Here is a 14,504-nt window from a genome sequence, read left to right on the forward strand (position 1 = left end):
AAATTCATAAGCCGGCCTAGCTCAACTGGCAGAGCAACTGATTTGTAATCAGTAGGTTGGGGGTTCAAGTCCTCTGGCCGGCACCACTTATTTAGTCAAAGTGGAGGGATAGCGAAGTTGGCCAAACGCGGCGGACTGTAAATCCGCTCCCATCGGGTTCGTAGGTTCGAGTCCTACTCCCTCCACCATTTATTTCTTTGACGATAACGGCTGACATCCATGATCAGCTATTTTTTATGAAAATAAACATTCCTTGTATAATGATCTTTAGATGGTATATACTATTTTTGTAACTGTTGGGCCATAGCCAAGCGGTAAGGCAACGGTTTTTGGTACCGTCATGCGCTGGTTCGAATCCAGCTGGCCCAGCCATTTTTCAAAAGATGTTATACTAGATTTTATTACAATACGAGCCATTAGCTCAGCTGGTAGAGCATCTGACTTTTAATCAGAGGGTCGAAGGTTCGAATCCTTCATGGCTCATCTTTTAATTTTATATGCGGGAGTAGTTCAGTGGTAGAACACCACCTTGCCAAGGTGGGGGTCGCGGGTTCGAATCCCGTCTCCCGCTCCATACGGGGCCTTAGCTCAGCTGGGAGAGCGCCTGCTTTGCACGCAGGAGGTCAGCGGTTCGATCCCGCTAGGCTCCACTCTTTGAACCTGACATCAATTATTGATGTCAGGTTTTTTATGTTCTTTCCTATAGGATCTAGAATCAATTTTGTTGATTCATTTATATCCATTCATAAGTATCGACCCTAATATCTATCTTGGTGGTTAATCAAAAAATCTGTGACGTTGCTTCCTATGTGTAGTTCACTTCCCCTACAATATGGAAAAAGGTTTCAAACCTTGTAAACATGCATGATTACATACGTTTTCATACTATTTCTCGTATATATATACACAAAGATGTCCAGTTGAGTCATTACGGGAAAAACGGATACAATTATAGTAGAGAAAAAAGGAGGAACTTTAATGAATAAACAGCTTTCAGTTATTGGTGTACCTATGGACCTTGGACAAATGCGTCGAGGCGTGGATATGGGACCAAGTGCTATTCGTTATGCGGGTATGGTTGAACGTCTAGAGCAATTGAAGTATAACATTGAAGATCTAGGGGATATTGAGATTCCTCGCCCAAAACAAAATACAGATGAGAAACAGGATAATTTACGTAACTTGAATGAAATTGCTGAAGGAAGTCGCCGTCTTGCAAAAGCGGTGGATGAAGTTGTTGAAAATAAACGTTTCCCACTCGTGCTTGGGGGAGATCATAGTATTGCTATGGGTACGCTCGCAGGGGTTGCGAAACATTATGAAAACCTTGGGGTCATCTGGTATGATGCTCACGGTGATTTGAACACAGGAGATAGCTCCCCTTCAGGTAATATTCATGGGATGCCGCTGGCTGTAAGCTTAGGGATCGGCCATGAAAAACTGACAAGTATCCATGATTATGAACCGAAGATTAAACCAGAAAATATTGTGATCATTGGAGCTCGTTCTCTTGATGAAGGAGAAAGAGTGCTTATTGAAGAGAAGGGCATCAAAGTCTATACGATGCACGAAGTTGATCGTATGGGAATGACGCAAGTGATGGAAGAGACAGTGGATTATTTGAAAGATCGTACGGATGGGGTTCATTTAAGCTTAGACCTTGATGGACTGGATCCTAATGAAGCTCCTGGCGTAGGAACACCTGTAATGGGTGGCTTAAGCTATCGTGAGAGCCATCTAGCGATGGAAATGCTACATCAGTCTGGGATGATTACATCAGCGGAATTCGTAGAAGTAAACCCGATTCTAGATGAAAAAAATAAAACCGCTAGCGTAGCGGTAGGTTTGATGGGTTCTCTATTTGGTGAGAGCTTGAAATAAATGAACGTTCCTTAGCAGTAACCCGCCTTTTGTAAGGTGGGTTGCTGTTTTTTATGGGTTATTTCATCATATTCATTTAACAGGTGGTCTAATTTCACACTCACGCGTACAACTTCCGGCGAGCTCAACTTATGGAGGCTGGCTAAACGAATCATTTCCACACGACAAGCTTCGATTTCTTTCTTCAAAGCGGTCACTCGCTTCATATTAAATTTCCTCCTAAGAAATTTTTTACATTTACAGCTTTATAACCGATACTAAAAAAAGTTAAACTTATATTAGCTAAAAAAATATTAAATTTATGAAACTTTGTGGCGAGGTCATCCGTAAAGGTTAGCGACCGCACGTATAGCGGAGGTATTAGAAGATGGAAACCATGATTAAGCAAAAAATAAAAGAAGTGAAAAAGGGTAATCAATCCGCTTTCGAAGACATTGTTTCTTTTTATCAGAATAAAGTTTTTCATATTTGTCTACGAATGGTTGGGAACTCGTATGAAGCTGAAGACCTGGCTCAGGAAGCCTTTATAAGAGCCTACACAAATCTCCATACGTTTGATGAGAAAAGGAAGTTCTCCACTTGGTTGTATAGGATAGCCACGAATCTGTCAATTGATCGGATCCGCAAAAAAAAGCCGGACTACCACCTGGATGCAGAAGTGAAGGGGACCGAAGGGTTAGACATGTATTCGCAATTAGCTGCCGACCAAGCTTTACCTGAAGAAGAAGTGGAAAGCCTTGAATTACAGTCGTACATTCACAAAGAGATATTGGCACTTCCTCCTAAATATCGGAGCGTCATCGTGCTTCGTTATTTAGATGAGCTTGCTCTTCAAGAGATTGCGGAGGTATTGGATATCCCAGTAGGGACTGTTAAGACGAGAGTCCATCGAGGTAGAGAGGCTTTACGTAAGAGGCTTCGACATGTGTGAAGGAGTTGAGAGGGAATGAATTGCAAAAGAGAAGCCGTTGAACTTATGCATAAGTATTTAGATGGCGAATTAAATAAAGAAGAAGAGAGACGACTGAGAGATCACTTACAAAGCTGTCCATCCTGCCAAAATCATTTTCATGAACTAAAGAGAACGACGACATTGATCACAAACACGACCCCTGTATCTGCGCCGCCACGATTTACGGCGAATGTAATGGCGAATTTGCCGAAAGAGAAGAAGAGGAAGAACTATCTTCGTAAGCTGCAAAGGCATCCGATGCTTACAGCTGCTGCCATCTTTTTCATATTGATGTTCAGTGGTATATTTACCGCATGGAACCAGGACCAGCAGGTAACAGTATCCAAGCAGGAGAACCTCGAAATACGTGATCATACGGTCATTGTACCGGAAGGCGTTACGGTTGAAGGGGATCTTGTCGTCAGAAATGGGGATTTGAGGATTGACGGGAAAGTCGATGGGGATATCACCCTTATCAATGGCGATATCCTCAATGAGTCTTCTGATCAAGTGGAAACGGATGATGGACTTGACCGCAATAATCTTCGGGCTTATTCAGGGGAGTTAACAGAAGTGAACCAGGTTTACGAATGGGTCTGGTATCATACGAAGAAAACATTCAAGGCGATCTTCTCATTTGAATCAGATTAAATAAAGCAAGGAGGCCCAAGCTTCCTTGCTTTATTTAATTAAACAGAATGGAGGACAGGATACCCTGAAACAGCCAAAATGGCATAAAACCAGATAGGTCTGTCGTTAGGACGGTATGTTCTCCATATATACAGGAAAGGTTATGTGATATAATGGTAAATGTGAATTTTTAAGGTTTATTATATCTAAAAGGAAGTGTAGGCATGCTTGATGGGGGATTGGATGTTTTAGATTATTTTTTGATTACTGTGGATATCGCCCTTGTCTGGTTTGTTGTATATAAATTAATCATGCTGATCCAGGGAACGAAAGCCGTTCAGCTTTTAAAAGGGATTTTCGTCATTCTGGGTATATGGTTATTGAGTAATTTATTTGGACTAACCACATTAAGGTGGCTGATGTCACAAGCGATTACGTGGGGTTTCCTCGCAATCATCATTTTGTTCCAGCCTGAACTCCGAAGAGCTTTAGAACAACTGGGACGAGGGAGTTTCTTCAGCAGGAATACCTCAGAAGAAGAAGACACCGAGAAAACCTTACAGGCGATCATTAAGTCCTGTAACTACATGGCCAAACGCCGCATCGGTGCATTGATTACGATTGAACGTGATACAGGTATGGGAGATTACGTAGAGACAGGCATACGTGTCGGCGGACACTTGTCGAGCGAACTGCTTACGAATATTTTTATACCGAACACTCCTCTCCACGATGGAGCGGTTATACTTAAAAATGATGAAATTGTTGCTGCTGCCTGTTACCTCCCACTTTCAGAGAGTCCTTTCATTTCCAAGGAGCTGGGTACAAGGCACAGAGCAGCCATGGGAATCAGTGAGGTGACGGATGCTTTAACGATCGTCGTATCTGAAGAGACAGGAGCTATTTCCTGTACGAAGAACGGGGAATTGCATCGAGACCTTGATCAAGTGAAATTGGAAGAGATCTTGCGTACAGAATTGGATTACTCCGCCCCTGCGGTGAAAAGCTGGAACTGGAGGGGGAAAAAGAATGGATAATTGGTTCAAGAGTGTATGGTTTATAAGAATCATATCCCTTATGCTTGCTGGTCTTCTTTGGGTGACGGTGAATGTCGATAACAATATGGATTCTGATTCTTTGTTCTTCAATCAGTCATCCTCAGATATGGAAGTAATGGAAAACATCCCATTGGAAATCAGGTTTGATAGTGAAGAATACGTAGTCAGCGGCATTCCACAAGAAGTATCCGTCTCTGTTGAGGGGCCGACCTCTGCTGTCGCTCCTGTTTCCAGACAAAAGAACTTTACGGTTTTTGTAGATTTGAATGGGCTCGGTCCGGGTACACATGAGGTGTCCTTACAGCATTCAGGGATATCCAATCAGCTGGCAGTCACGCTCGATCCGAAAATCATTGAAGTGACGATCGAGCAAAAAGTGACCGAAGATTATGAAGTGAACATTGATTATATCAATCAAGGAAACCTGGATAGTGCGCTCGAGCTTGGTGAGCCAGAAGTGGATCCTTCGCAAGTTGCCATTACGGGAGCTTCGTCGGTCATTGAGCGTGTAGCCTCTGTGAAAGCAATCATTGATGTCGGAGGAGCTACAGAGTCGATTGAAGCTCAGGAAGCTCCTGTGAAGGTTTATGATAATCAGGGGAATGAGTTGAATGTCCTCGTGGATCCAACGACTGTGAATGTATCCGTTCCGATTGCCACTCGTACGAAAAGCATTCCATTGAACGTTGCCGCTCGTGGTGGGAATACAGAAGGTGTACTGATTGAATCAGTCAGTACAGAAACAGAAGAAGTCACCATTTCCGGACCTAAGGAAGTACTTGATGGCATTGAGGCGCTTCCTGAAGTGCCGGTCGATGTATCAGAAGTGACAGAAAGTCAAACCGTTGAAGTGGATATTCCCCTCCCTGAAGGGGTGACTTCCGTCCAACCTGAAACGATTGAAGTGGACATTGAAGTCGTTGAAGGCGAAGCGGGAGATGACGGAGACGCGACAGAATAACTAAAAACGAATCAATCGTGAAACATAGATCAATGGAAAGAATAGAAAGAGAGGTCGAATGATTATGGGTAAATATTTTGGTACGGACGGCGTACGAGGCGTCGCGAATAAGGAATTAACACCGGAGCTTGCATTCAAACTTGGCCGTTATGGCGGTTATGTCGTAACAAAAGGCGTCGAGCGTCCGAAGGTTTTGATTGGACGTGACACAAGGATCTCTGGTGAGATGCTTGAAGGCGCATTAGCTGCCGGATTATTGTCGATTGGAGCAGAGGTCATGCGTCTCGGTGTCATCTCTACGCCAGGGGTAGCCTTTTTGACAAAAGCCCTGCAAGCAGAAGCGGGAATTATGATATCGGCATCCCACAACCCTGTTGAAGATAATGGAATCAAATTCTTCGGACCAGACGGTTTTAAGTTGACTGATGACCAAGAGCAGGAAATTGAAGCATTGATTGATGCAGAGCAAGATGATCTTCCACGACCGTCAGGGGCGGACCTCGGTCAGATCAACGACTACTTCGAAGGTGGACAGAAATATTTGCAACACTTGAAGCAAACCGTTGATTATGACTTTGAAGGACTCCACATCGCACTCGATTGTGCTCATGGAGCGACTTCATCACTGGCTTCCCACTTATTCGCAGATCTTGAAGCGGATATTTCTTCGATCGGATCATCCCCCGATGGTCTAAACATTAATGACGGTGTCGGTTCTACTCACCCTGAGCCATTGCAAGACCTTGTGAAAGAGAAAAAAGCGGATGTAGGACTTGCTTTTGATGGAGACGGCGATCGTCTAATTGCGGTTGATGAAAAAGGGAATATCGTGGATGGAGACAAAATCATGTACATTTGTGCCAAGCACATGAATGAAAATGGTACATTGAATAACTCAACGGTGGTTTCTACAGTTATGAGTAACCTTGGTTTCTATAAAGCCGTAGAAGCGAATGGAATGAAGAGTGATAAGACAGCCGTAGGCGATCGTTATGTCATGGAGGAAATGCGTCGCGGTGGTTATAACCTTGGTGGAGAACAATCCGGCCACATTATCTTCCTTGATCACAACACGACAGGCGATGGGATGCTGTCCGCTCTACAACTGGTGAATGTTATGAAAGAAACAGGCAGACCACTCTCAGAGCTTGCTGGTGAAATGGAGAAGTTCCCACAAGTACTTAAGAATGTGCGTGTCATTGATAAGAATAAAGTACAAACGCATCCTAGAATCCAGGAAGCGATCCAAGCTGTAGAAGAGGAAATGGGCGATCGTGGACGCGTTCTTGTACGTCCTTCTGGTACAGAGCCTCTCGTAAGGATTATGGTGGAAGCACCTACAGAAGAACAATGCGAAGAGTATTGTGATAAAGTCGTCCAAGTCGTTGAAGAAGAGCTTGGTTTGAAGGAGTAATTTCAGGGCTTGCGCAGGTCGCACATAGGGGTGATCTGCGCATATCCTATTACAGGGCCCTTACATTTCTGTAACGGTTACAATTTTTATTGACCCACCTGAGAGGTCTGTGTACAATTGAACATGTCCTTGAAAAAATTGTCGATTTTCATGTTTGAGAAGTCTTTCATTCGGAAATGAGACAAAAGGATTTTATTTTGAAATAGTTAAGGAGGATCGAGGTCATTCCTTATTATAAAGCGCCAGGACTGTGTGTACGTTTGAAAAATAAACACAGTTGACGAGGTGGAGGTTCATCGAGTTTTCGGCGGATGCCTCCCGGTTGCCACACTTCAACCGCATGTCCGAGTGTAAAACGGGAAGGTGACTTTCCGAACAAAACATTCTGGACGAAGTGATCAAAGAAAGAATAACGGGAGAGGGGCAGCGGAAAGCCCCTTGAAATCTACGGAGCATTCGTTGCCCTTCTCCGATAATAGGAGGACAACAATTATGTGTGGAATTGTAGGATATATCGGACAGAATGATACAAAAGAGATTTTATTGAATGGTTTGGAAAAGCTTGAATACCGCGGCTATGATTCAGCGGGAATCGCAACATTGAACGAAAATGGAGTAGAAGTGACGAAAGTGAAAGGTCGTATCGCTTCCTTGCGTGAAGCTGTCGATGAAAGTGTCAAAGCGACGCATGGCATCGGACATACACGTTGGGCTACACACGGCGCTCCTAGTGAAGAAAACGCACACCCGCACCAAAGTACTTCCGGACGCTTCACAATCGTTCACAATGGCGTCATTGAGAACTATGTGGATGTTCGCGACGAGTATTTGAGTGACGTGGAGTTCAAGAGTGAAACCGATACGGAAATCATCGTTCAATTGATTGAAGTGCTGAATAATGAAATGAATGATGTAGCTGCAGCTTTCCGTAAAGCTGTCGAGCTTCTGACTGGTTCTTATGCGATTGCCATGATCGACCGCGAAGATCATGATACGATTTATGTCGCTAAGAATAAGAGCCCACTGTTAGTTGGAACCGGTGACGACTTCAACGTTGTAGCCAGTGATTCCATGGCAGCTCTTCACGTAACAGACCAATTCCTTGAGCTTATGGATAAAGAAACCGTCATCGTTCGCCGTGATGGTGTTGAAATTCAAAAGCCCGATGGTACAAAGGTTGAGCGTGAACCATTCACAGCTGAATTGGATACCACAGATATCGAAAAAGGAACGTATCCTCACTTTATGCTGAAAGAGATTGATGAACAGCCGTTCGTCATCCGTAAAATCATTCAGGAATATCAAAATGAGAATGACGAGATCAAGCTGGATCCTGAAATCCGTCAAGCGATGAAAGACTGTGACCGTATTTACATCATCGCTGCAGGTACGAGTTACCATGCCGGACTTCTAGGTAAACAGTTCATTGAAAAACTCGCAAACATTCCAGTAGAAGTTCATGTAGCTAGTGAATTCTCTTACAACATGCCACTTCTTTCTGAGAAACCGTTGTTTGTTTACATTTCTCAAAGTGGTGAAACGGCAGACAGCCGTTCTGTCCTTGTCCAGACAAAAGAACTTGGTCATCCGGCACTGACGATTACGAATGTGCCAGGATCCACCCTTTCCCGTGAAGCAGACTATACGATGCACCTGCATGCAGGACCAGAGATTGCTGTAGCTTCTACAAAAGCTTATACAGCACAAATGGCCGTCCTTGCCATTCTTGCTGTCGATACAGCGCGTGCGAAGGGCATTGAACTTGATTTCGATCCTATGCAGGAGCTTGGAATCGTGGCAACTACGATGGAAGCCTTGACCGATCAAAAAGAGAAGTTGGAAGACTTGGCGCGCGAGTATCTATCTACGACTCGTAACTGCTTCTTCATCGGCCGCGGCATTGACTATTACGTTGGATTGGAAGGGTCTCTCAAGTTGAAGGAGATTTCTTACATCCAGGCGGAAGGCTTTGCTGGTGGGGAATTGAAGCACGGCACGATTGCTTTGATCGAAGATGGCACTCCTGTCATTGCCCTTGCCACACAGCAAAACGTGAACTACTCCATCCGTGGAAACGTCCAGGAAGTGGAGGCGCGTGGCGCAAACAGCATGATCATCAGTATGGAAGGCTTGAACAAAGATGGCGATGCTTTCGTCATTCCACAAGTGCATGATTTGATGACACCACTTGTTTCTGTCATTCCATTGCAGTTGATTTCTTACTATGCAGCGCTTCACCGCGACTGTGATGTTGATAAACCACGTAACCTTGCAAAGAGTGTTACGGTAGAATAAAGAATAAAGAGCTGGCACCCTGGTGGGTGTCAGCTTTTTTACTTTGATGCCTTTGGATAGGGGAAAGAAAACCTGGGGAAAATAAGGCTACTCAATGCCGTTAGGGGTGTTTGTTTTTATGAAGAAATATGCAATGGCTTTGCTTTTAATCACCTGCCTGTTGGTTGTATATACGCCCGTTCATGCCCAAGTGGATCAGCCAAAACCCCTTGAAGATTTCTATGCTGAATATGGATACAAGTCCTTGGATGAAGCAGTCAAAGAATTTGAACAGCAAATGAAAATGAAAGTGACTCTTCCTAAGAAACTTCCGTCCTTGACATTTACACATGTGCTGGCCAGGGTTGATCGGGTAGGTGGGAGCGAGAAATTGGAATTAAATGTGGAGTATTTGAATGAACATGTGCCTGAAAATCACTTTAATGTAGATATCCGTCCTGCAGAAAATAAACTATTTATTCATGAAAAGCGAATCATAGAACAGGTGAGGTTAAAGAGTGGAGGAAAAGGGGTTTTTGTGAAAGTCCCCGGTTTTCACGTCTTCATTTTTGAAACGGAGCATTGGCAATACAGGCTGAGTATGGATCAACGCGTTTCTGATCAATTTTTTCCTGATGAATTAGTGGAAATCGCAAATACCGTCGAAAGTCATTGATCGTGTAGGAGGGTCATGCTTCAACTTAAACAAAAAGGGGACGTTCCAAGACGTCCCCTTTTGTATGGTGTTTCTCTATTCTCCAAACATATAGGTCTTATGGTGATAGGAGATCGAAAATGCAATTCCGAGTGCCATCAAGTTACCGAGCAAGGCACTTCCTCCATAGCTGATGAATGGCAGCGGAATTCCCGTGATCGGTAGCAGCTGCACAGACATTCCAATGTTTTGGAAAACGTGGAAAGCGATCATGCTGATGATCCCAACCATTACATACGCACTATAGTTGCTATTCGCTTTAAAGGCGATGGTGGTGAAGCGGTAGATCAACAGGAAGAATAAGATGATGACGATACAAGAACCGAGAAAACCATATTCTTCGGCGATGATACTGAAAATGAAGTCAGTCTGGGCTTCGGGTAAGTACACTTCGCGCTCGCCGAAGCCTTTTCCATACAACTGACCTGAACCAATGGCCCGCATCGCTTTTACGAGGTGGTATCCAGAAGAGTCTTCATACTTGGTCGGCTGGAACCAGGAGTAGATACGACCGAGCTGGTACTCTTTCACACCTAAGTAGCGGTCAAGAATTTCAGGTGCTTTTAGAGCAAGCCAGATCAACCCTGTTCCAAGAGCTGAGATCATGGTGAAAATCGGTAAAATAATTTTCCATGAGATGCCTGATATGAGGACGAATCCTGCTAAGATGGCGATAAACACAAGGCTTGTCCCTAAATCGGGCTGCTGCATGATTAAAAGAACCGGCAGTCCGGTAACCGCACCTAGTTTTAGTAACAAGAATAAATCCATTTTTATGGAAGAGCGGTGCTTTTGATTATGATCCACGGCAATTCTTCCGAGGGCAAGAATAGTGAATATCTTAACAAGTTCTGCAGGTTGTAAAGACAATCCTGGCATGGCGAACCAACTCTTCTGCCCTTTAATAACAGGTGCGATGGATGGTGGAGCGACAATCAGGGCGATCAGAAGGATGATACCGAATCCATATAAATACCAGCTGATTTTCTTGAAGTCTTCCGGATCTACAAGGAGCATAAAGCCGATGACGATGCCCCCGAGTCCATACCAGACCAGCTGTTTAAGTACAAAGTTATCGTTGTATTGGGTGCTTTGCTGGGCACTGAAAAGAGCGACTGCGCTGACGGCTATGAAACAACACATAATAAAAAAGAGCTGCCAATCGAATCTTTCTTCGAATTTCATTTTTGGTTATACATCCTCTCATGTTGGCGAAGCAAAAAAAGCGTGCTGTTGACTATTATAAGCACATGTAACACGTTTGAAAAGTGAACTCTTCCTTATTCTTCAATTATAAAGCATTCTTTTCTTTCAAGGACATGAAAATGTAACACATAACTATCAAAAAGGGTAAACCCATGCGTAAGACTCAGTTTCGAAGTCTCGATGAACAATTCGTGGAATGGGAAAATCACTCGCTGTCCGTAGGTGACTGTGCGCCTGTCCTATGAAAAGTGAGCTGATTTCCGCACCACCCAGAACCCCATAACCTCTCCAAGAATAATGCCAGGTTGCTTAATAACATAGCTTCACTTACTTTCCAATGAAAACAAAAAATCACCATAAGAACGGTGATTGGGTTATGGCATACTTTAAAAACAGGTGAAGAGACGCTGGATTCTCATGTATTTATACAGCGTTCTTGCATGACGCCCTTCTGAGGTATAAGGATTTTGTAATCTTTCAAGCTGATTGATGAAAGCAAGGTCACAAGCGCAATAATCTCTGCGCCGACGATAACATTCATCATGAGCTTTGCAGGCAGCATCTACGGCGTTTATGGGTTCGCCGGGGCCGCTGCATCCAGGTCCACAGTAGTTGTAGCCGGGAAAGACACAGAACCCGGGTCTGCGTACCGGTCCTCTTCTTCTATACATGTGGTTCTCCTCCATCCAATAGTTTGGCTAGGAGTAGTTTATGACCAAGAATTGATTTTTGTATGGTCACCTATCCTTTATAGGTTTAGTAAATCCTCTATTGAGTTAAATACTAACCAACACCAATCAAGGAGGAGATAGGATGGCACACGAAAAATATCAAAATCTAATTCAGAAGCTTCATGCTTGTATGGAAGCGTGTAACCATTGTTATGATGCTTGTTTAAAAGAAGAAGACGTAAAAATGATGGCGGAGTGTATCCGTACTGATCGCGAATGTGCCGATATTTGCGGATACTTAGAACAAGCGATTTCAAGAAACTCTCCGTTCGTATCTGAATTAGCAGGAGTTTGTGCGAAGATCTGCCAGGCTTGTGGGGATGAATGTAAGAAACATGACCATCAGCACTGCCAGGATTGTGCTAAAGCTTGCTATGACTGTGCGGAAGTTTGTAAACAGGTAGCATAAATGAAATGATAACGAGTCCCTGAATGCAGGGGCTTTTTATTTTCGCGTTTTTCCTCTTGCACATATAAGCATATACTTATATTATAATGGAGGATGAGGTGATTCTGATGGAAAAGACGATCATTGAGTTGGAACAAGCCGCACAAACGTTGAAGCTCTTAGGAGATAAAACGCGGCTGACTATTCTTGGTTTGGTTAAAGATAGCGAATGTTGTGTCTGTGAATTTGTAGAAGTGTTGCAAATGAGTCAGCCTTCGATCAGTCAGCACCTAAGAAAGCTGCGCGATGCTGGTCTTGTTAAAGAGCAACGAAGAGGGCAGTGGATTTTCTATTCCTTGAACAGAGAACACGCCACATATCCCATCATTCATCAGGTTCTGGAACAGATCCCGGACCAAAAAGAGAAATTGACAGCATTGGAAGAAGCGGGACTTCGGATCCAATGTGATAGCTAGGGGGATTGTTTTTTGAGTTTAGCACTGATTGCTACGATTATTTTTGTACTTACGCTCGTCTTTGTCATATGGCAGCCTAAGAATCTTGGAATCGGTTGGTCCGCTTGTGCGGGTGCCATTCTTGCCTTGATTTTTGGTGTTGTTGATTTTCAAGACGTCCTTGCCGTTACCGACATTGTCTGGAACGCAACGTTAGCCTTTATTGCGATTATTATTATTTCATTGATTCTAGATGAGATTGGATTTTTTGAATGGGCGGCTCTTCATATGGCTCGTGTAGCCAAGGGTGACGGAAAGCGTATGTTCGTTTACGTGACCTTGCTTGGAGCTGTCGTTGCAGCTCTGTTCGCAAATGACGGAGCGGCCTTGATTTTAACGCCGATTGTCCTTGCGATGGTCAGGAATTTGAATTTTAAAGAATCCATGATTCTTCCGTTCATTATGGCGAGTGGTTTTATCGCTGATACGACATCTTTGCCACTGATTGTCAGTAACCTGGTGAACATTGTGTCCGCAGACTTCTTCGATATTGGATTTGTTGAGTATGCGTCACGCATGGTTGTTCCGAACTTGTTCTCACTGGCTGCAAGTATTCTTGTCTTATTCTTATTTTTCCGTAAGAGTATTCCCGACAACTACGACTTATCTCAGTTGAAAAAGCCGAAAGAAGCGATACAGGATGATAAGATGTTCCGCATGTCCTGGGGCGTTCTTGCTGTTCTGTTGATCGGATATTTCGCAAGTGAGCCACTGGGAATTCCTGTTTCTATCATTGCGGGAATTGTCGCGATCTTTTTCCTATTGATGGCTAGAAGGAGTGCGGCCGTCCAGACAGGAGAAGTGATTAAAGGAGCTCCATGGGCGATTGTCTTCTTCTCTGTCGGGATGTATGTCGTCGTTTACGGACTTCGAAATGTCGGCTTGACCGATATCCTTGCGAATGTCATCCAGTACACAGCAGATCAAGGATTGTTCACAGCGACAGTCTCCATGGGATTCATTGCAGCCATTCTTTCTTCCATCATGAATAATATGCCTACCGTAATGATTGATGCTCTCGCCATTGCTGATACGAATACAGCAGGAACGATGAGGGAGGCCCTTATTTATGCCAATGTGATCGGATCAGACCTAGGACCGAAGATTACACCAATCGGGTCTTTAGCGACTTTATTATGGCTTCACGTTTTATCCATGAAAGGCTTCAAAATTTCATGGGGATACTATTTTAAAGTCGGAATCATTCTAACCGTGCCGACCTTATTCATTACACTCGTCGGACTTTATCTATGGTTATTAATTCTATAATTTTTACACAAAAAGGAGAAATGCTACATGTCTAACAAACCAGTTATCTATTTTCTATGCACAGGGAACTCTTGCCGCAGCCAAATGGCGGAAGGGTTCGGAAAGAAATACTTGAGCGATAAGTATGAGGTGAAATCAGCAGGGATTGAAGCGCACGGATTGAACCCGAATGCGGTTAAAGCGATGAATGAAGTGGATGTAGATATTACCGATCAAACATCTGACATCATCGACCCTGATATTCTAAACAATGCTGAATACGCGATTACTCTTTGTGGAGATGCGAACGATAAGTGTCCAATGACCCCTCCACACGTTACTCGATTCCACTGGGGCTTCGATGATCCTGCTAAGGCGGAAGGAACGGAAGAAGAAAAATGGGCATTCTTCCAACGCGTGCGTGATGAAATCGAAGCACGCATTCAGAGATTCGCTGAAACCGGAGAGTAAAAAACAGATGGGGCTAAGCTTGAATATAGAGAAAATAGGCATGACTTCAGTGAAATAAGG

15 protein-coding genes and 6 tRNA genes are annotated in these 14,504 nt (G+C 43.8%); 18 read left to right on the forward strand and 3 right to left on the reverse strand.

What is annotated here, in order from left to right; all coding sequences use genetic code 11:
* The first annotated feature begins 10 nt into the window (after positions 1-10).
* The 7 genes from HFA01_RS15750 (at position 11) to rocF (ending at position 1,881) form a co-directional block, all read left to right on the forward strand.
* Positions 11-86: transfer RNA gene (locus HFA01_RS15750), tRNA-Thr, on the forward strand.
* Between the two features lie 16 nt (positions 87-102).
* A tRNA-Tyr gene (locus HFA01_RS15755) sits at positions 103-188 on the forward strand.
* 109 nt (positions 189-297) lie between these two features.
* Positions 298-372: transfer RNA gene (locus HFA01_RS15760), tRNA-Gln, on the forward strand.
* A 38-nt stretch (positions 373-410) separates the two neighbouring features.
* Positions 411-483: transfer RNA gene (locus HFA01_RS15765), tRNA-Lys, on the forward strand.
* Positions 484-499: 16 nt separating this feature from the next.
* A tRNA-Gly gene (locus HFA01_RS15770) sits at positions 500-574 on the forward strand.
* A gap of 3 nt (positions 575-577) precedes the next feature.
* Positions 578-650: transfer RNA gene (locus HFA01_RS15775), tRNA-Ala, on the forward strand.
* A gap of 328 nt (positions 651-978) precedes the next feature.
* Positions 979-1,881, forward strand: a complete 903-nt coding sequence (gene rocF, locus HFA01_RS15780; RefSeq protein WP_146818055.1) for an arginase — start codon at positions 979-981, stop codon at positions 1,879-1,881.
* Between the two features lie 11 nt (positions 1,882-1,892).
* Here rocF and HFA01_RS15785 read toward each other — a convergent pair whose 3' ends face one another.
* Entirely contained in the window at positions 1,893-2,087 is a 195-nt protein-coding gene (locus HFA01_RS15785; RefSeq protein ID WP_146818057.1) for an aspartyl-phosphate phosphatase Spo0E family protein, read from the reverse strand.
* Between the two features lie 161 nt (positions 2,088-2,248).
* On the opposite strand from HFA01_RS15785, the gene sigW reads away from it, so the two are divergent.
* From sigW to HFA01_RS15820, 7 genes are all read left to right on the forward strand, one after another.
* Positions 2,249-2,812: an RNA polymerase sigma factor SigW gene (gene sigW, locus HFA01_RS15790; protein WP_146818059.1), complete on the forward strand. Its 564-nt coding sequence runs from the start codon at positions 2,249-2,251 to the stop codon at positions 2,810-2,812.
* A 15-nt stretch (positions 2,813-2,827) separates the two neighbouring features.
* The gene (locus HFA01_RS15795; RefSeq protein WP_146818061.1) at positions 2,828-3,484 is read left to right on the forward strand and encodes a zf-HC2 domain-containing protein; all 657 of its coding nucleotides are present in this window, start codon (positions 2,828-2,830) and stop codon (positions 3,482-3,484) included.
* A gap of 203 nt (positions 3,485-3,687) precedes the next feature.
* Positions 3,688-4,500, forward strand: a complete 813-nt coding sequence (gene cdaA / locus HFA01_RS15800; RefSeq protein ID WP_089652931.1) for a diadenylate cyclase CdaA — start codon at positions 3,688-3,690, stop codon at positions 4,498-4,500.
* Positions 4,493-5,482: a CdaR family protein gene (locus HFA01_RS15805; protein ID WP_146818063.1), complete on the forward strand. Its 990-nt coding sequence runs from the start codon at positions 4,493-4,495 to the stop codon at positions 5,480-5,482. The genes cdaA and HFA01_RS15805 overlap by 8 nt, the downstream gene beginning before the upstream one ends.
* A gap of 64 nt (positions 5,483-5,546) precedes the next feature.
* Complete coding sequence (gene glmM / locus HFA01_RS15810; RefSeq protein WP_146818065.1) at positions 5,547-6,896, forward strand: phosphoglucosamine mutase; 1,350 nt, start codon at positions 5,547-5,549, stop codon at positions 6,894-6,896.
* 492 nt (positions 6,897-7,388) lie between these two features.
* Positions 7,389-9,191: a glutamine--fructose-6-phosphate transaminase (isomerizing) gene (gene glmS, locus HFA01_RS15815; RefSeq protein WP_146818067.1), complete on the forward strand. Its 1,803-nt coding sequence runs from the start codon at positions 7,389-7,391 to the stop codon at positions 9,189-9,191.
* Between the two features lie 118 nt (positions 9,192-9,309).
* Complete coding sequence (locus HFA01_RS15820; RefSeq protein ID WP_146818069.1) at positions 9,310-9,846, forward strand: hypothetical protein; 537 nt, start codon at positions 9,310-9,312, stop codon at positions 9,844-9,846.
* 75 nt (positions 9,847-9,921) lie between these two features.
* Here HFA01_RS15820 and HFA01_RS15825 read toward each other — a convergent pair whose 3' ends face one another.
* Together HFA01_RS15825 and HFA01_RS15830 are read right to left on the reverse strand one after the other, a co-directional pair.
* Positions 9,922-11,070: an FtsW/RodA/SpoVE family cell cycle protein gene (locus HFA01_RS15825; protein WP_146818071.1), complete on the reverse strand. Its 1,149-nt coding sequence runs from the start codon at positions 11,068-11,070 to the stop codon at positions 9,922-9,924.
* Positions 11,071-11,477: 407 nt separating this feature from the next.
* Positions 11,478-11,777 carry a phospholipase gene (locus tag HFA01_RS15830; RefSeq protein WP_307725377.1) on the reverse strand — a complete coding sequence of 100 codons (300 nt, stop codon included), beginning with the start codon at positions 11,775-11,777 and terminating at the stop codon, positions 11,478-11,480.
* 127 nt (positions 11,778-11,904) lie between these two features.
* Between HFA01_RS15830 and HFA01_RS15835 the strand changes: the two genes are divergently transcribed.
* From HFA01_RS15835 to arsC, 4 genes are all read left to right on the forward strand, one after another.
* Complete coding sequence (locus HFA01_RS15835) at positions 11,905-12,231, forward strand: four-helix bundle copper-binding protein (protein ID WP_146818075.1); 327 nt, start codon at positions 11,905-11,907, stop codon at positions 12,229-12,231.
* A gap of 107 nt (positions 12,232-12,338) precedes the next feature.
* A complete protein-coding gene (locus HFA01_RS15840) occupies positions 12,339-12,686 on the forward strand; it encodes an ArsR/SmtB family transcription factor (protein WP_146818077.1) in 348 nt (115 codons plus the stop codon).
* A gap of 12 nt (positions 12,687-12,698) precedes the next feature.
* Positions 12,699-13,994, forward strand: a complete 1,296-nt coding sequence (locus HFA01_RS15845; RefSeq protein WP_146818079.1) for an arsenic transporter — start codon at positions 12,699-12,701, stop codon at positions 13,992-13,994.
* Positions 13,995-14,021: 27 nt separating this feature from the next.
* Positions 14,022-14,444 carry an arsenate reductase (thioredoxin) gene (gene arsC, locus HFA01_RS15850; RefSeq protein WP_146818081.1) on the forward strand — a complete coding sequence of 141 codons (423 nt, stop codon included), beginning with the start codon at positions 14,022-14,024 and terminating at the stop codon, positions 14,442-14,444.
* Positions 14,445-14,504: the final 60 nt, after the last annotated feature.

The sequence above is a fragment of the Halobacillus faecis genome, assembly GCF_007991335.1.
GTDB classification, from domain to species: Bacteria; Bacillota; Bacilli; order Bacillales; family Halobacillaceae; genus Halobacillus; species Halobacillus faecis.